The 21,805-nt window shown below is 36.6% G+C and carries 23 protein-coding genes, 1 pseudogene and 1 riboswitch; of the genes and pseudogenes, 2 read left to right on the forward strand and 22 right to left on the reverse strand.

Going from position 1 to position 21,805, the window contains the following annotated elements; all coding sequences use genetic code 11:
* Positions 1-86: 86 nt before the first annotated feature.
* The 6 genes and pseudogenes from J2Z38_RS09800 to J2Z38_RS09825 form a co-directional block, all read right to left on the reverse strand.
* A pseudogene (locus J2Z38_RS09800) lies at positions 87-425 on the reverse strand (VirD4-like conjugal transfer protein, CD1115 family); the annotation flags it as partial.
* Entirely contained in the window at positions 418-1,152 is a 735-nt protein-coding gene (locus J2Z38_RS09805) for a phage antirepressor KilAC domain-containing protein (RefSeq protein WP_209775094.1), read from the reverse strand. The gene J2Z38_RS09805 and the pseudogene J2Z38_RS09800, both read right to left, overlap by 8 nt.
* Positions 1,149-1,634 (reverse strand): PcfB family protein, encoded by a 486-nt coding sequence (locus tag J2Z38_RS09810; protein ID WP_209775096.1) that lies wholly within the window; start codon positions 1,632-1,634, stop codon positions 1,149-1,151. Before J2Z38_RS09810 ends, J2Z38_RS09805 begins: the two co-directional genes overlap by 4 nt.
* A complete protein-coding gene (locus J2Z38_RS09815; protein ID WP_209775097.1) occupies positions 1,627-2,454 on the reverse strand; it encodes an ATP-binding protein in 828 nt (275 codons plus the stop codon). The genes J2Z38_RS09810 and J2Z38_RS09815 overlap by 8 nt, the downstream gene beginning before the upstream one ends.
* On the reverse strand, positions 2,451-3,224 hold the full coding sequence (locus J2Z38_RS09820) for a replication initiator protein A (RefSeq protein WP_209775099.1): 774 nt from the start codon (positions 3,222-3,224) through the stop codon (positions 2,451-2,453). The genes J2Z38_RS09815 and J2Z38_RS09820 overlap by 4 nt, the downstream gene beginning before the upstream one ends.
* Before the next feature lie 158 nt (positions 3,225-3,382).
* Positions 3,383-4,783 (reverse strand): site-specific DNA-methyltransferase, encoded by a 1,401-nt coding sequence (locus J2Z38_RS09825; RefSeq protein WP_209775101.1) that lies wholly within the window; start codon positions 4,781-4,783, stop codon positions 3,383-3,385.
* 330 nt (positions 4,784-5,113) lie between these two features.
* On the opposite strand from J2Z38_RS09825, the gene J2Z38_RS09830 reads away from it, so the two are divergent.
* Positions 5,114-5,935, forward strand: a complete 822-nt coding sequence (locus J2Z38_RS09830) for a helix-turn-helix domain-containing protein (protein ID WP_225304642.1) — start codon at positions 5,114-5,116, stop codon at positions 5,933-5,935.
* 58 nt (positions 5,936-5,993) lie between these two features.
* Positions 5,994-7,052 (forward strand): virulence RhuM family protein, encoded by a 1,059-nt coding sequence (locus J2Z38_RS09835; RefSeq protein WP_209775103.1) that lies wholly within the window; start codon positions 5,994-5,996, stop codon positions 7,050-7,052.
* Between the two features lie 544 nt (positions 7,053-7,596).
* On the opposite strand, the gene J2Z38_RS09840 is transcribed toward J2Z38_RS09835, so the two are convergent.
* From J2Z38_RS09840 to J2Z38_RS09915, 16 genes are all read right to left on the reverse strand, one after another.
* A complete protein-coding gene (locus tag J2Z38_RS09840) occupies positions 7,597-8,997 on the reverse strand; it encodes a S41 family peptidase (protein ID WP_209775104.1) in 1,401 nt (466 codons plus the stop codon).
* Positions 8,984-9,331 carry a hypothetical protein gene (locus J2Z38_RS09845; protein ID WP_209775107.1) on the reverse strand — a complete coding sequence of 116 codons (348 nt, stop codon included), beginning with the start codon at positions 9,329-9,331 and terminating at the stop codon, positions 8,984-8,986. The genes J2Z38_RS09840 and J2Z38_RS09845 overlap by 14 nt, the downstream gene beginning before the upstream one ends.
* A 1-nt stretch (position 9,332) precedes the next feature.
* Entirely contained in the window at positions 9,333-10,343 is a 1,011-nt protein-coding gene (gene tsaD, locus J2Z38_RS09850) for a tRNA (adenosine(37)-N6)-threonylcarbamoyltransferase complex transferase subunit TsaD (RefSeq protein ID WP_209775109.1), read from the reverse strand.
* A complete protein-coding gene (gene rimI / locus J2Z38_RS09855) occupies positions 10,340-10,777 on the reverse strand; it encodes a ribosomal protein S18-alanine N-acetyltransferase (protein WP_209775111.1) in 438 nt (145 codons plus the stop codon). Before rimI ends, tsaD begins: the two co-directional genes overlap by 4 nt.
* A complete protein-coding gene (gene tsaB / locus J2Z38_RS09860) occupies positions 10,774-11,433 on the reverse strand; it encodes a tRNA (adenosine(37)-N6)-threonylcarbamoyltransferase complex dimerization subunit type 1 TsaB (protein ID WP_209775112.1) in 660 nt (219 codons plus the stop codon). Before tsaB ends, rimI begins: the two co-directional genes overlap by 4 nt.
* On the reverse strand, positions 11,414-11,860 hold the full coding sequence (tsaE, locus tag J2Z38_RS09865; RefSeq protein WP_209775114.1) for a tRNA (adenosine(37)-N6)-threonylcarbamoyltransferase complex ATPase subunit type 1 TsaE: 447 nt from the start codon (positions 11,858-11,860) through the stop codon (positions 11,414-11,416). Before tsaE ends, tsaB begins: the two co-directional genes overlap by 20 nt.
* Positions 11,861-12,001: 141 nt before the next feature.
* Entirely contained in the window at positions 12,002-12,595 is a 594-nt protein-coding gene (locus J2Z38_RS09870) for an ECF transporter S component (protein WP_209775115.1), read from the reverse strand.
* A gap of 56 nt (positions 12,596-12,651) precedes the next feature.
* A riboswitch (FMN riboswitch) is annotated at positions 12,652-12,767 on the reverse strand.
* Between the two features lie 64 nt (positions 12,768-12,831).
* A complete protein-coding gene (locus tag J2Z38_RS09875) occupies positions 12,832-13,500 on the reverse strand; it encodes a winged helix-turn-helix domain-containing protein (protein ID WP_209775117.1) in 669 nt (222 codons plus the stop codon).
* A 364-nt stretch (positions 13,501-13,864) separates the two neighbouring features.
* Positions 13,865-14,554 carry a 2,3-diphosphoglycerate-dependent phosphoglycerate mutase gene (gpmA, locus tag J2Z38_RS09880; protein ID WP_209775118.1) on the reverse strand — a complete coding sequence of 230 codons (690 nt, stop codon included), beginning with the start codon at positions 14,552-14,554 and terminating at the stop codon, positions 13,865-13,867.
* The gene (gene mreB, locus J2Z38_RS09885; protein WP_209775120.1) at positions 14,554-15,603 is read right to left on the reverse strand and encodes a rod shape-determining protein; all 1,050 of its coding nucleotides are present in this window, start codon (positions 15,601-15,603) and stop codon (positions 14,554-14,556) included. The genes gpmA and mreB overlap by 1 nt, the downstream gene beginning before the upstream one ends.
* A 1,239-nt stretch (positions 15,604-16,842) precedes the next feature.
* A complete protein-coding gene (metK, locus tag J2Z38_RS09890) occupies positions 16,843-18,015 on the reverse strand; it encodes a methionine adenosyltransferase (protein ID WP_209775122.1) in 1,173 nt (390 codons plus the stop codon).
* The gene (gene ispF / locus J2Z38_RS09895) at positions 18,008-18,487 is read right to left on the reverse strand and encodes a 2-C-methyl-D-erythritol 2,4-cyclodiphosphate synthase (RefSeq protein ID WP_209775123.1); all 480 of its coding nucleotides are present in this window, start codon (positions 18,485-18,487) and stop codon (positions 18,008-18,010) included. Before ispF ends, metK begins: the two co-directional genes overlap by 8 nt.
* Positions 18,484-19,185: a 2-C-methyl-D-erythritol 4-phosphate cytidylyltransferase gene (gene ispD / locus J2Z38_RS09900; RefSeq protein ID WP_209775125.1), complete on the reverse strand. Its 702-nt coding sequence runs from the start codon at positions 19,183-19,185 to the stop codon at positions 18,484-18,486. The genes ispF and ispD overlap by 4 nt, the downstream gene beginning before the upstream one ends.
* Positions 19,178-20,275 carry a PIN/TRAM domain-containing protein gene (locus J2Z38_RS09905; RefSeq protein ID WP_209775127.1) on the reverse strand — a complete coding sequence of 366 codons (1,098 nt, stop codon included), beginning with the start codon at positions 20,273-20,275 and terminating at the stop codon, positions 19,178-19,180. The genes ispD and J2Z38_RS09905 overlap by 8 nt, the downstream gene beginning before the upstream one ends.
* A gap of 22 nt (positions 20,276-20,297) precedes the next feature.
* Positions 20,298-20,777 (reverse strand): CarD family transcriptional regulator, encoded by a 480-nt coding sequence (locus tag J2Z38_RS09910; RefSeq protein ID WP_209775129.1) that lies wholly within the window; start codon positions 20,775-20,777, stop codon positions 20,298-20,300.
* Between the two features lie 92 nt (positions 20,778-20,869).
* Positions 20,870-21,766, reverse strand: a complete 897-nt coding sequence (locus tag J2Z38_RS09915; RefSeq protein WP_209775130.1) for a diacylglycerol/lipid kinase family protein — start codon at positions 21,764-21,766, stop codon at positions 20,870-20,872.
* Between the last annotated feature and the right edge of the window lie 39 nt (positions 21,767-21,805).

Consider the following 21,805-nt stretch of genomic DNA (forward strand, 5'->3'; position numbering starts at 1 on the left):
GTGATTTTGTTATGATATTCTATCATGGCATTATCCTCCTTTTCTCGTGTCTATATATCACTCCTGTTCAGTTAATATTATGCAACCCATCTTGCAGATCCATATTCTTTACCTTGCCTGTATTTCTTTTTATTTTTACCTTTACTATAAACTATTAGCTTAACAAGACCAGCAACTGAAATACCCAATAACAAGTCCCTTGGATTAAGGCTTGGTATATAAGATAAAGTTCCTATGTCAGAAATTCCCACCATTATTCTATCAATAATATCTCCTCCTACATAAGAATTGATGTGCTTAGAAAAAATATTGCCAATATAGAAGAATGATAGATAAGGAATGTTTGCTAATATAAATTTCTTTGGGTTGTCTATTTTAATTAAGTTTTTAATATCAGAAAGAATAGCTTCCAATATCTTATTCATCGTAGTAACCTTCACTATCTAATAAAATTAGTAGGAAGTGTCTTCCCTTTGGTGTTATAAATGTTTGTATTCCTACAAGTGTACCTAGTGGATCAACCCATTCTTTCACTTCAAAATATCCCTTATTCTTATTTGCATAAGGTAAGAGTTTCTTTTTCTTATCTCTATAAATTAATCCCTTATCCATTAAAAAACTTATAAACTGATTTTGTGGTATTCCTAACTCTTTGGCAGTATTTCTAAAGTTTGTAAGAAGGTTATAATCTACTAGTTTGTCATAATAGTCTGCCTTTGGTCTTAATTCTTCAATTTCTTCTTCTCTTTCAGCAATAATTCTATTGGCTACAAGAATTGCATCTGCAAGTAACTCTTCATTAGTTTTCTTTTCTTGCCCTACTATATATCCTCCGTTTTTTCTAATACTAGGTAAGATTTCTCTAGTTACCCAAGCTTTGAATATTTTTGCTTGTGGTAGTTTTGATGAGAGGATAAGTGAATACAATCCTGATTCGTTAATTATTGAAATATTCTGTATTCCTCCAGGGGTGTTCCATTTCGTTACACCCTTATCTTCCTCATCTACATGGTCATAAACAGCTTTTCTTGGATTAACATATCCTAACATAGTTGCTACTTCATTAGCTATAAAGAAAAACTCACCGTCTTTTTCTATAACAGTGAGTTTCCCAAAATTCTTATTTTCAAATGTTTTTAAATTACTTATCATAAGCTTTGCTCCTTATGTTTATTTTTAACTTTATCTTTTCTGATGGTGTCCTTAGCCATATCTTTAAACTTATTTATAGTCTTCGTTATTGAATCTTTCCTATCGGCCTTTCTTTCAGAAGCCTTAACTGCTTTTTTAAATGCATGTTCCATTACCTTTATATCCTTAGATTGAAAAAACACAGAGTGGTTGCCAGTTTCCTTATCTTTCATAACAGAAAACTTCACTCCGTGTTTATTTAAAATTTTCTTTAATTCTTTTAACTCAGGATCCTTTAGATTGATTTCTTCTAACTGTCCCTTTTTAACCATATCTTTTAGTTTTACTTCTTTTCCGTTATTTTTTATTACATTTTTCAAGCCTCCTTGTTCTTCTATTTGCTTGTGTACTTTCTTTAAGGCATCAAGAATTGCTTTACTTGTTGCTTTTGCAAGTCTTACTTCAAGATTAAGACTCGACCTAGATACTTCTTCATTAATCATCTATTCCACCTCCATATAAAAGTAACTCTTTGTATTTTCTTAACTTCTCTTGATGGATTTTTCTTCTAAAATCTTCTCCTGTAACTTTAACTGGTATTGTCATTTCAAGTATTCTTGAATATATTCTCTGATACTCAAGGTCAATGTTTGGATTTTGAATAATTTCCAATGATAAGTTTGTAGTAAAAATTGTCGGCCTACCTTTTAAGTATCTTGAGTTTATAATGTTATATACTTGTTCTCTTGCATAAGATGTATCCCTTTCAATTCCAAGGTCATCTAAGATTAACAAAGGAACATTAGAGAGGTTACTTATTATTTCATTTGAATCAACCTTAAATGCAGATTTTTGTATTTGATTTATAACCTGAGATAAATTCATAATCTTAACTTTAACTTGTTCTCTTTCAATTAATTCATTTGCAATAGAACAAGCAAGATAAGTCTTTCCACTGCCAACATCTCCATAAAATAAAAGTCCAACATTGTCTTTTTTCATTTGCTCAAAGCTTTTGGAATAATTATAAGCAACCTTGTAGGCTTGACCTTTTTCATTTAAGAATCTCTCAAAAGTATATTGGTGTTGGTTTGGCGATGAAAAACAATCTCTTTTTAGCGATGATATTCTCGTTAATATTTCTCTTTCTGCATTTTCCTTATCTCTTTTTATTTCACATTCACATTTAATTCTTGGAATAAACTTTGTAAATCCAAGGTCAAGTAATTCTCCATCAACTCTTTTACCGCATACCTTGCAATAGATATGTCCATTTCTTTCAATATCATTTTCTCTTAATACAAAATCTTTTAAGTTTTTCATAAACTCTCTCCTATATCGTAATTCATTTTTCTTGTTGATTTGTCATTCATGCTTTTCGCTTGATCATTAAGATACCAATTGATTATCGTTGCCTTGTGATCTTGATAAACTCTGTTGTTTGCTTTCATATACGATGATAATCTATCAATGTACTCACTAATTCTGCTTTCTAACTCATTTGTTAAGTCCTTGTATTCTTCATCAGTCAAAAATATATTTTTATATATTCCATAAGGCTTTTGCCCTTTATTAAAATCATTATTTCTTAACTCATTATTACTAATATTGTTATAGTTACCTTCCGATTTTCGAAAATCTTGACTTTCGATATTCGAATCTCTTGAATTTCGATTATCGAACTTCTGGAATTTTGTTTTTCGAACTTCTTGATTTTTTAATTCCATATTATTAAATATGCTCATAAAGTCTTTAACATAAATTCTATTAGGCTTTCCAAGTCCTTGTCTTTTCTTTTCAATCAGTCCTATTCCTGACTTAATATCAAGTTCAGCTATTAATTTGTTTGCTTTTTCACTGGCACAATTAAATTGATCTTTTATACTTTCTATTGTGTAGTAAATAAAAACTTTTCCGTCTTCATCTATCCAGCCATTTTTATATGAAAGACCCATTCGATTAAGCATATATGAATACAAAACTTTTGCTTCAATAGAAATGCTCTTAAAAATTTCATCTTCCATTAATACCATAGGTAACCTAATGAAGTTATACATTTCAGATTGCCTATTATAAAAATAATCAAAATTCATTCCTGCCTCCTTTCTTTGAAATAAAAAAGACGACAGAATTATTACTTTCTATCGTCTGAGATTTACATATTAAATTTTCATCACAAAATAAGACTCTTTAAAGAATCCTTAGTTTTATTGGTATGCTATTTACAATACCCATTGTTAAAATGGATACTCTAAGCAGCACACCAACTATTTATTTTTTGAGTTTTAAACTTTGGTAGAAGTCTTGAACTCCTTATATTTACATAACTATTTGCCTCTATCACTATTATGACACGAAACCCTGAGAAGAAATCTAATACATATGAGTCAAAATTTGATCCAGCCACCATTAATTTATCTATTAATGAAACTGGCTTAGGAAACTCAAATATATCCTCATTAAACAAGTCTTTAATCTCTTTTGCAGAGTTCTGAGAAGTTCCTGATTTAGAAATGTCGATAGAATAGTCCACATTTACATCATCTATTAAGGTGGGTAAAGTCGCTCCATCTCTAACATCTTTTAAGAATCTTTTTTGATATGGAGTTCCATTTTCACCCCTAAAAACTATTCGATTATCATTTAGTAATTCATTCATTTTACTTTCGTTATATAACCAACATTTGTTCTTAGGCGGCATATGTTTTTTTCCTGTTGAAGGATCTTGTATTGGATATACACAGCTTTCTACTAATCTCCCACCTTTTCCATTTCCAGATAAATCAGCATAATTCCAAGCCCCTCGTGGATCATTATCCGGATTTTTATAATTTGAATTCATCTGAGCTGTTCTTCTTTGTAAATTTAATTTATAAGAATTATTATTTCTTGAATATAAATAAATATATTCATGATTCTTACCTATAACTCTATCATTGGGTGGAGTTGATCTTCTTTTCCAAATTAAATTTTCAATATGATTCTCTTCCCCAAAAACTTCATCGCATATTTTTTTGAGATTGCCCTGCTCATTATCATCTATTGATATAAATATAACCCCATCATCAGAAAGAAGGTTTCTAGCGAGCCTAAGTCTTGGATAAATCATAGAACACCAATCAGAGTGGAAGCGGCCGTTGGATTCGGTGTTTTTTATTAATTTACCCCCTTCTTCGTCATAATCGGCATTATCCTCATTGTATTGGTCGAGATTTTTCTTAAAATCGTCATTATAAACAAAGTCATTGCCTGTATTGTAGGGCGGATCGATATAGATCATCTTAATTTTACCAAGATATGATTCTTGGAGGAGTTTTAGGACTTCGAGGTTGTCGCCTTCTATGTAGAGGTTTTCAGTATTGTCCCAATCCTTTGACTCTTCCACAACTGGTCTTAGGGTTTTATTAATAGACTTATTAGCCTCTGCCATAGCCTGCCTTTTGCCAGGCCAGGTAAATTCATAGCGTTCCTTGCCTTTTTCAACCACATCATCCCTAAGCACTGCCATCAGCTTATCAAAATCTATAGCTCTCTTAAGTACGCCATTTTCATCCATCTTTTCAGTTATAACCCCAGGAAAGAGCTCACCTATTTTTTCTACATTTGATTTTTCTATGTCCCTTGATTCAAAGTCAAATCGTTCGATTGTCATTACATCCCCCTAATAGTTCTTAGAGTATAAAAACCTTTAATTATCATTTTTAATAATTAATAGTGTATAATTATATAATATTATGCATATTATTTGTGTTGATCAAACATATCCAAGCTTATTATAAAATATAAGGACATAAAAACGAAAAAAATATTTACGATTACATAATTATAAAAATTGATTTTTGATATTTATCTACTCACATGGGTAAACTAAGTTTTATTTGATATAACGATAAGTAAGAGCATATAATTTATAAGTAATAAAACTAAGCATAAATTTATGGTTTTAAAAATCCTGATTGACTTTATTTAAAATAGTGACATAATGTATATAAGTGGCAAGCCATATTTAGAGTGGAGGATTATAATGAATTCAATAGAAAATAATAACAACATGTCTAAGCTAATAAAAAATAGAAGAGAAGAATTGGGCTTAACTATTGAACAAGCTGCAAAAAAAGCTAATGTAGGCACTAGAACATGGAGTAGGTATGAATCTGGAAGTCCAATTAGACAGGATAAAATTAAGGGTATATTAGTAGCTTTAAGGTGGTCAAAATTTCCTAATGATGAAAAAACAGATGTTGAAAATTATCTAGATGAGTATAGGAATCATGATGCATGGTCAGAAACGATAAACGACTTATATGGTAAACACGCAGCTATAGCATTTTGCATAGGTTCTGATATCTTATCAGATTATATAATGATGGATCTAGAAGAATTATCAAGCTTACCTAAAGGTTCACACATTGGACAATTAAATGCTTCTAACCTTCAGTTATCCTTACCAGAAGAATTCCTAATGGAGTATGATTATAATTTCTTAATAAAATTAAAAAGAGCTTTAAATCAATTAATAATAAAAGCTGTGAAGGGTGATGACTTTATAGCTCATAAGCCTATTGAAGAGATAATATTAAAATCAATCATCGACGAGGCAGAGTTATTAATGCAAGAAATGTTAATCAATCTTAATAAAGATGACTTTGAGGATTTCCAGTATTGGGATGAGTGGATATACGATATGTTTGGAGATAATGATATTGAAATATTTTTATATTCAGATATGTCATTGCCTATAGCTGATGATTATAAGTTTGATAATTGGTTTGAAGATAGGTTTTATGTAAATGATGATGAATAATGTTTTTTATATTATTTTAAGATTAGGATAAAATAAAAAATAAATGCCTGGAGGTATTATGAGCGGAGAATTAAATAAAGATGAAAGACAAATTAGATCTTCTGCTGCTGAATATTTGACCTATATAGCTGCCACAGGAAATGATGAAGATGCTATTGAAATAAGATATGAAGATGAAAATATTTGGCTAACTCAAAAGATGATGGCTACTCTTTATAATGTAAGTGTTTCTACAATAAATGAACATTTGAAAAATATATTCCAAGACAACGAAATGCAAGAAGAAGCAACTATTAGGAATTTCCTAATAGTTCAAAAAGAAGGCAATAGAACAGTTTCAAGAGAAACTAAGCATTATAACTTACAAGCAATTATCGCGGTTGGTTTTAAAGTTAATGACGAACGTGCGGTCCAATTTAGAAAATGGGCAAACCAAATTTTAAAAGATTATACAATCAAGGGCTGGGCCATTGATGATGATAGGCTCAAAAATTCAGGAACTAAGCTAACAGAGGATTATTTCGATAAATTACTTGTTAAAATTCGTGAAATAAGATTATCTGAAAGAAGATTTTACCAAAAAATTACTGATATTTATACTACTTCTTTAGATTATGACCCATCAGCCAAAGCTACCAGGAGATTTTTTGCTGCTGTTCAAAATAAATTGCATTATGCCATTCATGGTAAAACTGCAACTGAATTAATAATTGATAGGGCTAATCATTCTAAGGAGAATATGGGGCTTACAAATTGGGAAGGATCTCCAGATTCAAAAATTCATAAGTATGATGTGAGTGTTGCAAAAAATTACTTAAACCAAAAAGAGCTAGACCAGATGCAAAGGATAGTTTCAGCTTATTTAGATATGGCAGAAATGCAAGCAGAAAGACACATCCCAATGACAATGGAAGATTGGGAAAATAGATTGAACGGATTTCTCAAGCTATGGGACTCAAGTATATTAAGTGATGCAGGAAAAGTAAGCGCTGCTTTAGCTAAAAAATATGCCGAAAGCGAATTTGAAAAATACAGGATTATCCAAGATAAATTATATAAAAGTGATTTCGATAAGTTTTTAGAACTTGAAAATTTCACAGATGATGCAAATGAATGAATAATTATAAAAATTAAGGGAGCAGACTTTCATAGTCTGTTCTTTTTATTTGTCTAGGCGATTTCTAATACCTTATTCATGGGCTCTCTCCTCCACCTGTAATAGTTTAGGAACGTAATCTTTTTATAATCGATGCTCAGTAAATTTTTATATAATTACTCCTATTCGTCGTAATTTTATTAAAATCTACATAAGCTTATTCTATCATTTTCTGCGAAAGATAAATATTTCTAGAAAAAGATGAATACCACAAAAAATATCAGTCACTTATATCCTGGCGGCATGACAGATATTTTTTGCTAGCATTATATTCGTAGCATCGGTCCTCACCGAGCTGGACGGGCTTTTCAAAAATTACATAAGGTTCTCCATATATTTTTACTACGCACTTTCAGTACTTGAAAAATATTATAGACCGTACAAATTTTGCTAACAAAATTTTCACTAGCATTAGGGGTGGAGCTGGGGTTCCTTTGGTTTCATTAGAGGTGGGGCTTTTATCTAGTTTTTCCAAAACAAAAAAGCCCCGTTTCTGGAGCTTTCCTTAGTTATTTACCATATTTTTGATTATTTCTATAGACTGCCTGTAGGATGCGGATTCTATGTCGGGGGTGGTTGGGTTTTCTTCGTTGATTTCACCGGTTGGGTCGTAGCCTAAGGTGTTGGTGTAGGTGAAGACTAGTCCCGAGTTTGGGAGGACGGAGTTTATGACTCCGAGGGTGATCCCGTCACCTCCGGTTTGAGTTCCTACTATGGTTGCAAATTCAGTATTTTTGACAAAGGATGCAAAACCTTCTGCTGCCGAAAATACGTCTTCGTCGACTAGGAGAAATATTTTTCCCTCATAGCCATTGTCCCTTTTGGATTCGTCTGGATTTATTGCGATTGTATCCTTGATATAAAAGGCGAAGTCCTTCAATTCTTCGGCATGGTCTAGCCTTATCCCTGTAATATCAACATTTGACAAATTTTCCATGTTTAGGGTATTATCCTGGAGCAAAAGCCTAGTTTTTGGCGAATCCTTGAAAAACATATGGTTTACAACTTGTTTTGGGTTTTTGGATAATTTTGGCATAAGAAATCTCTGCCAGTATTCCATATTGCCCCCAACATTGTCCCTGATGTCTATAACTAGGGCCTTGTACATGTGTTTGTTTCTCAAAAACTCGTCGAGAACCTTCTCGTCCTTGTCAATATTTGCCAAATCTCCCATCTGGGAAATCTTTAAAATAGCGAGGTCACCCTGGCTTTCCAGGCTGATATTGGCTTTGCCGTCGTCTTTTATAAGACCCATTTGCTTTCTTTTTATAGGGCCTGAGCCTGTCTTGGATTGGATTCCGTCAATGCCGTACCTATTTCTCACAACCTGTCTATTTAGGTTTAAAAATTCGTAATAAATTGAAGGTTGATTCCAATTTTGCGAATAATATTTCAAAGTTTGGTCAACATAGGCTGAGTCCGCAATTTTGGCGTGGAAATTGTGCAAATCGCCCATTATCTCGTTTAGGGTCTTGATAAATTCTTCGTCAGTCTTGCAGTCTTTGACCTTTTTGAGGTAAATATCGTGGTTTTTTAGGAAATCTATGTCGTATTTTCTCTTCAAAACCTCAAAAAATGGGTAGGTCTCTTTGAGCTCTCTGAATAAGTATTCAAAGTCTGCCACCATTTCAGACCTTGTGAGCTTTTTGGGATTTTCATGGCTTGCTAGTTGCAAGTGGGGTGGGGCTTTGAGGTCCTTGTACCATTTGAGGTATTCTTCCAGGGAAAAATCCGTAATATTTTCCGGATAAAAAATCCCTGTGTGGGCCGCCGCCTTGATTCCAGTATTTTCCCTGGCAAGTTTTTCCCTTTCGAGATAGGCAATCCTCCTTTTGACACAGGAAGTTTGGATTAGGATGAGAAGGACAAAAAGGATGGCAAGCCCGTATTTTTTAAGCTTTGTCATTGAAATCTCCCCTCATTACAAAATCTCTTTTGAAAATGTCAAAAAGGATGGCAATATTGCCCAAAGGATTTACAAGTGAATAAATTATCAAAAGGCCTGCCAAAACAAGGAGCCTGCGCTCTTCGTATATCCTTATTGCAGCTGGTTTTTTCCTGGCCCTTAAGGTTAGAAAACCTATTAGGATGGCAAGGGATCCAAAGACTTTTTCCAAAATTTCCTTGTAATAAATTCCAAAGGCAATTATACCCGCCCCTGCCAAAATCCAAATGATTGACGAGGCGATGTTGATTTTATAATATTTTCTTAAGTCTGAGTTTTTCTTCCTTCTTCTCATATCATAGGTCTAAGTTTGGATAAACTTTCATAAAGGTGTCATCACGAATGCCGTCCTTATAGTCAAGGTAACCTGCCATTGCGATCATAGCTGCGTTGTCTGTACAAAGGATGGTTTCTGGATAATAAAACCTTATGTCTCGCTTTTCTAATTCTTCGCCCATCCTTGCCCTAAGCCTTGAATTGGCAGCAACTCCGCCAGAAATGGCAAATTGTTTGTAGCCAGTTTCTTCAAGAAGCTTAATGGATTTTTCTACAAGGACATCAACCACTGCATCTTGGAAGGAAGCAGCTAAGTCCGCCTTGTTGATTTCTTCTCCCTTTTGTTCTAGGTTGTGGGCATAGTTTAAAACTGCAGTCTTAAGGCCTGAAAAAGAAAAGTCATAAGAGCCTTTTTCGAGCATAACCCTTGGAAAATCAATGGCTTGTGGATTGCCTTCCTTGGCAAGTTTGTCGATTTTTGGTCCGCCTGGATAGCCGAGACCGATTTTTCTTGCGACCTTATCAAAAGATTCACCTGCGGCATCGTCCCTGGTAGAGCCTACGACTTCGATGTCGTTGTAGTCATTAACCTTGCACAGATAAGTGTGGCCGCCCGATACAACTAGGCATACAAAGGGTGGCTTTAGGTCCTTATTTGAAAGGTAATTTGCACAAATGTGGCCCTTCATGTGGTTGGCTCCTACTAGGGGAAGGCCAGTGGCTAGGGCTAGGGCCTTGGCGGCAGAAATCCCCACCAAAAGTGAACCAATGAGGCCTGGCCCCTTGGTTACGGTGATTAAATCTAGGCCAGAATAGGAAATTCCCGCCTCATCCATTGCCTTATCAATCAAAGGATTTATAGCTTCAAGGTGTTTTCTAGAGGCGATTTCTGGGACAACTCCCCCAAAAAGGGCGTGGATGTCAATCTGACTGGATATTAAATTTGTTAAAATTTCTCTTTCATTTTTCAAAATTGCAACGGATGAATCATCGCAAGATGTCTCTATTGCAAGGGTATAAAAATCTTTCATGTAATGGTCCTTATCATATTGTAGGCATCTTCGCCTGTCTTTTGATAGTAGTTTTTCCTGATAGATTGGATATTAAAACCGTATTTTTCATAAAGATTGACAGCGGCAATATTCTTGGTTGAAGCTTCTAGCCAAATTTCGCTGGCTTTTTTCTCCTTGGCAAAATTTATCAAATGCGCCAAAAGAGCCGATCCTATACCTTCTTCTCTGTAGTTTTTATCGACCGCTATGGTGAAAATCTCAACCAGGTCCGATATACAGGAAATTATGTAAAATCCAACCACTTCCCCGTCTTTTTCGTAGACGAAATGTTTGAGGAAGGAGTTTTCTTCAAACTCTTTAAGGAGCCTTCTTTTAGTCCAAGGTTCGAAAAATGAATCGTTTTCGATTTCGTAAACCCTGTCGGCGTCTTCAAGTTTCATTGGTCTAATCAATTCTTAAACTCCCTTTCTGCCTGGCTTTTTCTTAGATAATTTGGACTTATTTCATAAAGAGGCTTGGCTGGATTATCATCTTCCATTGCAAGCCTAATTAGGCCCCCGCCGATGCAGTTATTGATATTTATAGGCGCTTTTTTTGCCCTTTCAAACTTGTCGAAATACTTGTCATTTAAAAGGCCAATCATCTCTATATCAAGGCCTTTGGCATTTACAAGTTCTGCCAAATCGTCAATTTCATAAAGATTTGCAGGAATAATTTCTTCTAGATTTTCTCCATACAAGGCGGCATAAACCCTTGTGGACCTAGCGTCGATTAAAGGAAGCTTTGCCCTTTCTGATGTGGACCCAGCTGCCATGGCCTTTAGGGTTGAAATTGTAATCAAATCTTTCTTCTCAACTTGGGCTAGGGTCTTTGCGACAGTCATCCCAATCCTGAGGCCAGTAAAGGATCCCGGACCCTCGGCTATTACAAATTTATCAATATCCGCAACGGTCATTCCCAAAAGGTCTAGGAGATTTTCTATCATTGGGACCAGGCTTTCAGAATGGGTCTTTGATTGGTTTACATTAAAATCGCCCAATATTTCATTTTCACAAGCTACAGTCACAGTTGAAATCATGGTTGATGTATCAATTGCCAAGTAATTCATTAATCTCCCTCGCCCTTTCTGTGTCATCTAGGATGGTGATTTCCCTTGTGTCAGGGTCAATCTTGTCTATCCTTATATTTATCATTCCATCTGGCAAATATCCCTCGCCATTTTCCGCCCATTCCAAAAATGTTATAGCCCCTTCCGGGTAAAAATATGTCTCAAAATCAATATCCAAAAGGTCGTCAGGATCTGTAAACCTGTATAAATCTAGGTGGTAGATAGTCTTATCTCCCTCATAGATATTTACAATGGCAAAGGTTGGTGAAGACGAATCGTAAATCTTAAAAAACCTGGCAATGGCATTGACAAGGGTTGTTTTGCCGGCACCCATATCGCCAATGAGGTTTATAACGTCGCCTTCTTTTAAAAGCGGCGCAATATTATTTGCAAATTTTTCTAAGTCACTTATCTTGTTTATAATCATAAAAAGCCTTTCATTCTTAACATTATACCTCTTTTTTTCGCCAATAGGGAAGCTTTCGCCTATTACCAACGCAAAAAGCACCCGGCTGAGGTGCTTTTTGTCAAACAGAATATTTTATTGGATAATAATGTAGGATTTCCCTTATTTTAATTTTAATATTGGAGAGACCCTCTTGTAGATTAGGTCGGTAACAAAGGCTGCTGCTGTGCCCTTTACGATGTTGAATGGAGCTATGGATAAAAGCATGAGGCTTACATAGGATTTAACAAGTGGGTTACCTGGTACTTGGCCTGCAAAGGCGTTTAGGTCTATGCCCATGGCTTTTCCATAAGCTGGGAAAACCACAAAGGCGTTTGAAAGTGTAGCTATGGCTGTCATTGCAATTACACCGCAGAAAAGGGCGAAGATTGCAGTTCTCTTGGTCTTTTTGTTTTTATAGATTGATGCTGACACAAATACGAAGGTCGCACCAACTATAAAGTTTGATAATTCGCCAACGCCAACTGTTTGAGTCTTTGTTAGGTTAAGTATATTTTTAACTAATTGGATAGCAACTCCTGCCCAAGGTCCCATGGCAAAGCCGCCTACAAGGGCTGGCACGTCAGCTAGGTCTACCCTCATAAAAGGTGGAGCTATAGGAATTGGTAGTTGGAAAAACATTAGAATAAAGGCTAATGCTGATAAAATACCGATCTTGACAACATTGTTTAATGAAATAGATTTTGTTTTGTTCATAATACCTCCCTTTGGGCAATAAAAAATGCCCAGTTATCAGGGCACGAAAAAAGCTATAATATCTTCTTCCATCCAGACTATACTGTCGGTTTTGGAATTTCACCAAATCGGTCCTGAGACTCGCAGACTATCACTGCCGGTTAAGGAATTGCACCTTTCCCTGAAGAAGCAATGGATTTCCATTGCTAATATCTATTCAATTTCTAATTCTATTATATGAAAACTTTTGCTTTTTGTCAAATATTTTTATTTAGTTTTAAAGGATCCAGTGTCCACCTATATCCCTTGGCAGTTACAGTGTCGATTGGCTCTAGGTCTGCCTTCTTAAATTCTTGTCTGATTTTTCTGATATGTTCTCTCACAGACCTTGGAGTTGAATTTAGGCCCCTTTGTTGCATTTCATAAACTATATCCTCTTTGGATAAGATATTTGGAATTGATTGGATTAATATAGAGCAAATTTTAAGCTCAGACTTAGTCAAATTTAGGATTTTATTGCCCACCCTAAAGACTCCCTTAGCCTCGTCCAGGCTACATTCACCCAAATCTAGGACATCAGCCTTGGATAACTCTTCGACCTTTTTGAAAACCTCGTCGATAAATTCCTCACGAGTGAAGGAATGGATCACAAAGTCCTTGTCATCAAGCTCCTGTTCGTAGGGGTTTTTTTGGTATCTTTCTGTTAGATAAATCACTGGAATATTTGTTTTTTGTTTTATGTACTGTATAAATTGGAGACATCTGTTGTGGGTCATATCCACAAGGATTAAATCATAGATACTACAATCCTTAAACAGAAGCTCATCCATTGATTTTATCTGTTCTACGACAACCTCATTTTTGTCAAAATGAGAGTTAATTAGGCCTGAAACTCCATTTTCATTTTCTATTGAAGCTATTCTCATCTTGTCCTCTTTCTAATTGTACCACTCACATATTATCATAATACCTTTTAAAGCAATGTCAACGGCATTTTTTATTCTTTTTTGAAAATATATTTATATTATAAAAAAATATTTTAAAGGTAAATTTCCCATCATATTTACTCGCTAGGCGTATTTTTCGACGATTTTATTTAGTTTTCATAACTACTTTGTAAAAATTAAATAAATTTAAAGCGACAAAAATAAGACAATTTGTCTTTGCTTATAGGGCTATTTTATAAACAAGGTTTAATTGTAGCAAAATTTATAGGCCCTGTCAATAACTTTTCAAAAAAAATACCCAAGCCCTTTAAGAATAGTTAGGGCTCGGGAAAATTCCTAAAATTTATAGGTAATATTTTTTGATTACGTTTAGCTCGTCGTCTAATTCGTAAACAAGTGGTTGACCTGTTGGGATTTCTAGATCCATAATGTCATCATCTGAAATCTTTTCTAGGTGTTTTGCAAGGGCACGAAGGCTGTTGCCGTGAGCTGCTACTAGGACAGTTTCACCTTCAAGTAGTTGTGGAGCAATGCTATCGAAATAGTAAGGAAGTACTCTTTCGAGGGTTACTTTGAGGTTTTCAGCTCCTGGAACAACGTCTTTTGGAAGGTGGGCAAACATTGGTAAATGTGCTTGTTTTTCTTTTTCTTCTTCAGAAATTTCTGGTGGAAGTGTGTCGTAAGATCTTCTCCAGATATGAACTTGTTCATCACCGTATTTTTCTGCAGTTTCTGCCTTGTTTAGGCCTTGAAGGGCACCGTAGTGTCTTTCGTTAAGTCTGTAGGTCTTGTTTTGTGGTACATACATTTGGTCAGAATATTCAAGAACATAGTTACAAGTCTTGATAGCTCTTTTTAGAACAGATGTGTGAGCGTGGTCAAATCTAATGCCAGCTTCTTTAATCTTTCTACCAGCTTCTTTGGCTTCTTCTACACCTTTTTCTGAAAGGTCTACATCAACCCAACCTGTAAATTTGTTAGCTAGATTCCATTCACTTTGTCCGTGTCTTACTAAAACTAATTTTTTTGTCATTATCTTCTCCTAAGTTTTTCAAAAGCTTCATTTTCTACTTGTTTCGCTTTTAAAGCTTCGTTCCTATTTTCATCCAGACTATCAATCCAATTTAGGGCCTTGGCAGTGCCTTTAATCACGCATTCTTGTGGATCTTCGGCAACCTTTGCCCTGATTTGGAACTTCTCTTCTATCCTATCTTTTAGACCGATTGTTAAAGACGCTCCGCCAGTTAAAATAATTTCCCTGTCGAAAATATCTGAGGCAAGCTCTGGAGGAGTCACCTCAAGTACCTTCTTAATCCCCTCAACAATCTTGTCAATCTCGCCCCTTAGGGCATCCTTAATCTCTGATACCGGTATATAGACCTTGGCAGGAAGGGCATTTGAAACATTTCTACCCTTAACCTCAAAGGAATCGTCAGCGGTAAGTGTGTCTGCAGCTTCCTTTATAGACTCTGCAGAAGTATCGCCAATCAATAAGCCATAACGGATTCTAATAAAATCCTTAATAATCTTATCAAAAGAACGACCTGCAGCAGCAACTGACTTTGAGGCAATAATTTGGCCCATAGAAATAACAGCTATATCGCTAGTACCACCGCCAACATCCACAACCATAGACCCCTTAGGATCTGTAATATCAACACCAGCCCCAAGAGCAGCTGCAAGAGGCTCCTCGATGAGGTAGGTCCTGTGAGCTCCAGCATTTTCCGCTGCCTGGATAACGGCACGCTTCTCCACCTGGGTGGACCTAGCTGGAACACAGATTAAAAGATCAGGCTTGATAAGGGACCTCTTAATAGACTTCTTGAGGAAATCCCCAAGCATCATCTCAGTCGCCTTAAAATCAGCAATAACACCCTCTTTCATAGGCATTATGCAAGAAACATTGCCACCGGCCCTTCCAATGAGCTTCTTGGCATCACTACCCACCGCAAGGATCTCGTCAGATAGGACGTCAACGGCTATGACAGCTGGTTCGTTTAAAACTATTCCTTTGTTATTAATATAAACAAGCACGCTTGCTGTACCAAGGTCTATAGCAACCGACCTTCTAAATCTTGACATCTTCTTTCCTTTTCTAATACTAATTTCGCCTTAGGCAGGCGATGGCCTTTCTTTTGCTCGGCGCAAGGCCTTATAATTTTTTTGCATTAGGCGTTTGGCCATATAGTTTTTTTGCATTAGGCATTTAGCCCTATAGATATATTATATTACTTTTTGTGAATTATTAAACTATAAATCTTATTTTATCCAAGATAAATTATTTTTTTCACTAGGTTAGTCTATTAATCCAGGATTAATGGTAGTAAAAACTTTTAAATAAAAGTTTTTACGATTTTCAAAATTTCTCAAGGTGCAAAGCACCGCAGTAGAAATTTATGAAAAACCTTATGTAATTTTTTAGGAACGATGCGACGAATAGGAGCATTGGTCCTAAAAAGATTACGTTCCTTAGCTGTTAATCCGAGATTAACCATATCATAAATTATATCTAGGTCATTTACATGACCCCTCCGTTACTGGGGGAACCCCAAGGGACAACTTGCCCAAGCGGCTTAGAGCGCCGCAGGGTCCCTCACTGGGTTCCCCCAGGCCCCCTTTCCGCTACACCCCCGAGCGGCTCCTTAAGCGGAGGGCGAGTAAGTAAGCTTGCTAATCGCAAGCTTTTTTGTCTAGAGAGAATAGCCTTGTATTAGTTTATGTATTTTCCCACAGATTTCTAATATTCAAACCCCTAAAAACTGATAACTCGCTAACGCTCAAACAATCAGTTTTCTTAACGGGGCTTTCTATTAGAAATCTTTGCCCGATAAAAGGGAGAATAGGTCTCAAAGTACCGACAATTCTCGGGCTCGTTTGGCTTTCGCCAAACATTGCTAGATGAGTTTTGCATTCTAAAACGAAAAGTTTAAAAACTTAAGATTAAGTATTTTAAAATCTCAAGACTCCGTTAAGAAAATTGCACTGACAGCACTTTACGAATAAAAGTATTATACATACTGTGAACTAATTTTTAAATAAAAAATACAAGTCAGACGAGATTGCAATTTTTAGGAGGCTTGGGATTTTAAAAATTTAAACAAATATTATTTCTAAACAAGGATTCCTCCATACAAACATGTTTGCCGATAGGCAAACTCCTTGTCCCACGAGAGTGGTCGCCCGGAGGGGGTAACGGAAGGGGTTTTAAAGGGGACCCGATGGGGGAACGTGCGAAACGTTCCCCTGGGGTCCCCTTTTTTCGAAGTTATTATGTTAATAAAAAAATTTACTATAAGTTTACATTTACTTTTAAAAAAATAATTAATATTTTTTAAGGTCTTGGACCTTATCCAACCTCTCCCATGTAAACCCATCTTCATCTTCCCTACCAAAGTGTCCGTAGGCTGCGGTTTTTTTGTAGATTGGGCGTCTTAGGTCTAGTTTGTCTATTATGGCGCCTGGCCTAAAGTCGAAGTTTTCTTCTATGATTTCTTTTAATTTTTCGTCGTCGTATTTGCCTGTGCCGAAGCTATCTACAAAGATTGCAAGGGGTCTTGCCACACCAATCGCATAGGAGACTCCTATTTCTAATTTTTTTGCAAGACCTGCTGCCACCATATTTTTGGCGGCGTACCTTGCCATGTAGGCTGCAGATCTGTCTACTTTTGTTGGGTCTTTGCCGGAAAATGCTCCGCCGCCTGCCTTTGAATATCCACCGTAGGAGTCTACGATTATCTTCCTACCTGTAAGGCCTGAATCTCCCTTTGGGCCGCCTATTACGAATTTACCGGTTGGGTTTACAAAGATTTTGGTCTTATCATCGATCAATTCATTCGGCACTACTGCTTTAATTACAAGTTCTATGATGTCTTCGCGGATTTTTTCCATCGGGATTTTGTCTTTGTGTTGGGTTGAGATTACGATTGAGTCTATCCTTACTAGCTTATCGTCGTCGTATTCTACAGTCACAAGGCTCTTGCCGTCTGGTCTTAGGTAGTCTAGGATTTTTTCCTTGCGGACTTTGGCAAGTCTTTTTGCCAAATCCTGGGCAAGTTTAACTGACATTGGTAGATAGACCTCTGTTTCATCATCTGCATAACCAAAGACCATGCCTTGGTCGCCTGCACCGATTTTATCGTAATCGTCGTGGCTTTGGTCGTATTCGCTTGCCTTGTCAACTCCTTGGGCTATGTCTGGGGATTGGCTGTTGATTGATGTCAAAACTGCCACATTTTCGTAGTCAAAGCCTAGGTCATTGTCAGTATATCCTATTTCCTTGATTGTATCTCTTACCACATCTTCTATTGGAACATATGCTTCTGTTGTCAATTCACCAACTACTAGGACGAGTCCTGTTGTGGTGATACATTCTGCTGCAACCCTGGCGTTTGGGTCTTGTTTTAGGCATTCATCCAAAATTGCGTCTGATATTTGGTCACAAACCTTATCTGGATGGCCTTCTGTTACTGATTCGCTTGTAATAAATTTACGCATTTATTTCCTCCAAATAAACTATGGCTCTTGCTTCTATCCCTTCGCCCCTGCCAGTGAAGCCAAGTTTTTCGCTGGTAGATGCCTTTACTGACACATTTGCCATATCAGTTCTTAGGTGTTTTGCAAGTAATTCTACTATTTCTTCTCTTTTTGGAGCAATCTTTGGCATTTCGCAAATTATAACTGAGTCAAGATTGCCAATTATGTAGCCTTTTTCGTACATTTTTTCTACCACCCTGTCTAAAAGGTCGATTGAATATATATCCTTGTAGGCAGGATCAGTGTCAGGGAAAAGATTGCCAATATCAGGCATGGCAAGGGCCCCTAAAATTGCGTCCATGATGGCATGTGTTAGGACGTCGGCGTCTGAATGGCCCAACAATCCCAAATCGCTCTCAAATTTCACACCGCCAAGGATCAAGTCCCTGTCTTTTACTAATTTATGAACATCGTATCCTATACCTACTCTCATTTTTCTCCCCTTATATAGGCTCTTGCGAAGATTATATCTTCGGCTGTTGTTATCTTGATATTGGAATATTCACCTTCAACCACCTTTACAGGTTCATTTCTATCAAAAAACTCAAAAAGCTGGCTGTCGTCAGTAATTTTGGCTTCTGATTTAAAATAATTTTGGTAAAGTTTTTTTATTAACCCGGTGTCAAAGGCCTGTGGGGTTTGGATATTGTAGACAAAGTCCCTATTGGGAGTGAAATCTACTTCCCCCACCTCATTTACAACCTTTATTGTATCCTTGGTTTTAGTCGCAGCAATGGCTGCTTTGTAAGTGTTGAGTTCTTCTAAAACCCTCAAAAAAAGACTCCTAGATGCAAATGGTCTGACTCCGTCATGGCTTAAAACCAAGTCAGAATCAGGATTTAGGGCACAAAGTCCCTTGTAGGTGGATTCTTCTCTAGAAGCCCCACCTCCAACCATTTTTATTCTAGGATCTCTAAAAAGAGATAAAATCTCAGAAGCAAGGGTAAAATCTTCATCCCTTACCACCAAGATTATCTCATCAAATTCTTTTATACTTGTCACAGTTCTTAGGCTTAGTTCGAGGATTTTTTTGCCCCCAACTTCTAGGTAGGGCTTATTTGTAGATGAACCCATCCTTGTGCCTGAACCTGCTGCAGTAATTACTGCTGATAAAAATTTTCCCTTATACATCTTCCGCCCTTACAAAGATCATCCTACCGGCTGAGGTCTGTAAAACTGATGTGACCTTGGCCTTGATTGTCTTATCTATGAGGTCTTGGCCGTCTTCAACGACAACCATGGTTCCGTCTTCAAGATAGCCTACGCCTTGGTTTTTGCCCTTACCTTTTTTGATGACTTCTATTTCCATCTTTTCACCTGGTATTACAACAGGTTTTAATGAATTTGCTAGGTCATTGATATTTAAGATAGGGATGCCCTGAACATCTGCGACCTTGTTTAGGTTGTAGTCGTTGGTAAAGACCTTGGCCCCAAGATCTAGGGCAAGTTTTAATAGTTTGGCGTCAACTTCCTTGATGTCTTTATAGTCCTTATTTAGGACTGTAAGCTTGATTTTGTCGGATTCCTTGATTTTATTTATTATATCAAGGCCACGCCTTCCCCTTTCTCTTTTGAGATCATCTGGGGAATCTGCTATGTGTTGGAGCTCTTCAAGGACAAATTCTGTCACTATTAGCTCACCTTCAAGGAAATCAGTATTTATTATATCAAGTATCCTGCCGTCGATTATGACTGATGTGTCAAGGACTTTTGGACTTGCTGTTAAGTTTGACCTGTCGAAAAATTCTCCGCCGTCCTTAGTTTCCGCCCTGGACCTGGTCACAAGGCCTAAGAGGTCTTCAGAATTTTTGTAGGCTAGTTTCCATCCTAAATAACCAAAACCAATATATAATAAAATAGATAATAGCACAAAAAATGAATTTCCCATAAATGGTAGGGAGAGTTTGGTTAATGGTGTGGATACTAGGGTTGCTATCAAAAATCCTAGGATAATTCCTACGACGCCTACGACAAGGTTAGCAGCAGGTAATTTACTGATTTTCTTTTCAAACTTCGACAGACTCACTGCTGCACGTTTGGATATTGGATCTGTTGCAAAATAAAATATTATTGCAAATAAAGCTGATGAAATGACTTTCGCCCACAGAATTAATTTGCCGCTATTAGGGACAAACCCAAAAGCGGCGTTAACTATTCCGAAGACTACTATGCCAAGAACAGCTCCGATTAGCATAAAAACTAATCTGATTACTCTTTTCATAAAATCTCCTTATATTAATAGACTAGAGTCCTATAGATTCGTCTATCATTTTCTCTGCTTCTTCTTTATTCAAGGAACCTGCCATAACAAGCTCGCTTGCAAGGATTCTCCTTGCTCTGTTTAGGAGCTTCTTCTCAGTTGTTGAAAGTCCCTTATCACTATCTAGGATAGCAAGGTTTCTTACCATTTTTGCTATCTCGAAAATGTCGCCAGTCTTTAGAATCTCCTGGTTGTCCCTATATCTCTTGGTCCAATTAGAGTTCATCTCAGTTGGCGTATCGTCAAGTATTTCTAGGACTTCAAGGCCTTCTTCCTTGCTGATTATAAATCTAATGTTAGCATCTTTCATATTAGCTGCAGGTATTGATATATCCATCTCACCTATAGGCATTTTTAGGATATAATATTCCCTTTCTTCGCCCATAAACTCGATCTTTTCAATCGCATCAATGACCCCTGCACCATGCATTGGGTAAACTATCTTATCGCCTACTTTAAACATCATAACCTCCTAGGTTTCTCACTTATACTATACCATAATTTTGAGATTACGCTTATGCCAATCGTTTACTATATCACAAAAGAAGTCTCATTTCAATCCATTAGGCCAGTTTTCATATTAACCCTTTGGCCAACGACTTCGATTGTGCAATCGGTAGTCTTGCCACCAAATTCTCCATCTAGGGACCAAGAAACCTCCTTTTCGGTTTTGATCCTGATGTTTTTGACCTGCCTTTGGATGACAAGGTCGGATGATTCGCCAGTTGTCAAAGATTGGATAATCTTATTGAGGTCTGTGATTGATTCTGGTTTTTTAACCAAGGTTACCTCAAAAAGTCCGTCTGTAAGGCCAACCTTGTCGTCAAAGAGGTTAAAACCTCCAACTGAAACAGAATTTGATGCCATGAAATGGATAAATTCGCCTTTTATCATTTCATCGTCAAACTCAATTTCCGCCTGGTAGGATTCCATAGATTGAATTGGCAAAAGTTTTTTGATGCCTTCTACAATGTAGGCTGAGCGGCCGATTAGGTTTTTTACATCCTGGTCGGTCGAAAAAGAAATATCAGAAAGGGCACCAAAGGCTGCCACATAGACAAAGTACTTATCGTCAATTTTTCCTACATCAATCCTCTTAACCTTGCCCCTGACGGCGGTTTTAGTCGCCTTTTCTATGTCTGGGGAAATATTGATTGTCTTTGAAAAATCGTTGGTAGACCCAGTTGGTATATAGGAAATGGTTGGGTCTATATCTGCCTTTAGAGCACCAGATACTGCCTCATCCAGGGTCCCATCCCCGCCTGAAATGAGAATTTCGTCAAAGTCCTTGCCGTATTTCTCGACAATTTCCCTGCAATCGCCAGATTTTTGTGTGGCGTAAACTGTAGGAAAAATCCCTTTTGATGAGAGGTATTCGATTATCCAAGATAATTTATCATTAATGGCCCTTTGGCCAGAGTTTGGATTGTAAATAAATAGTAGTTTTTCCATATATTTCTTTCTTTCTTTTATATTTTACACTGGGGGACC

The sequence above is a fragment of the Anaerococcus degeneri genome, from assembly GCF_017874475.1.
In the GTDB taxonomy this organism is placed as follows: Bacteria; Bacillota; Clostridia; order Tissierellales; family Peptoniphilaceae; genus Anaerococcus; species Anaerococcus degeneri.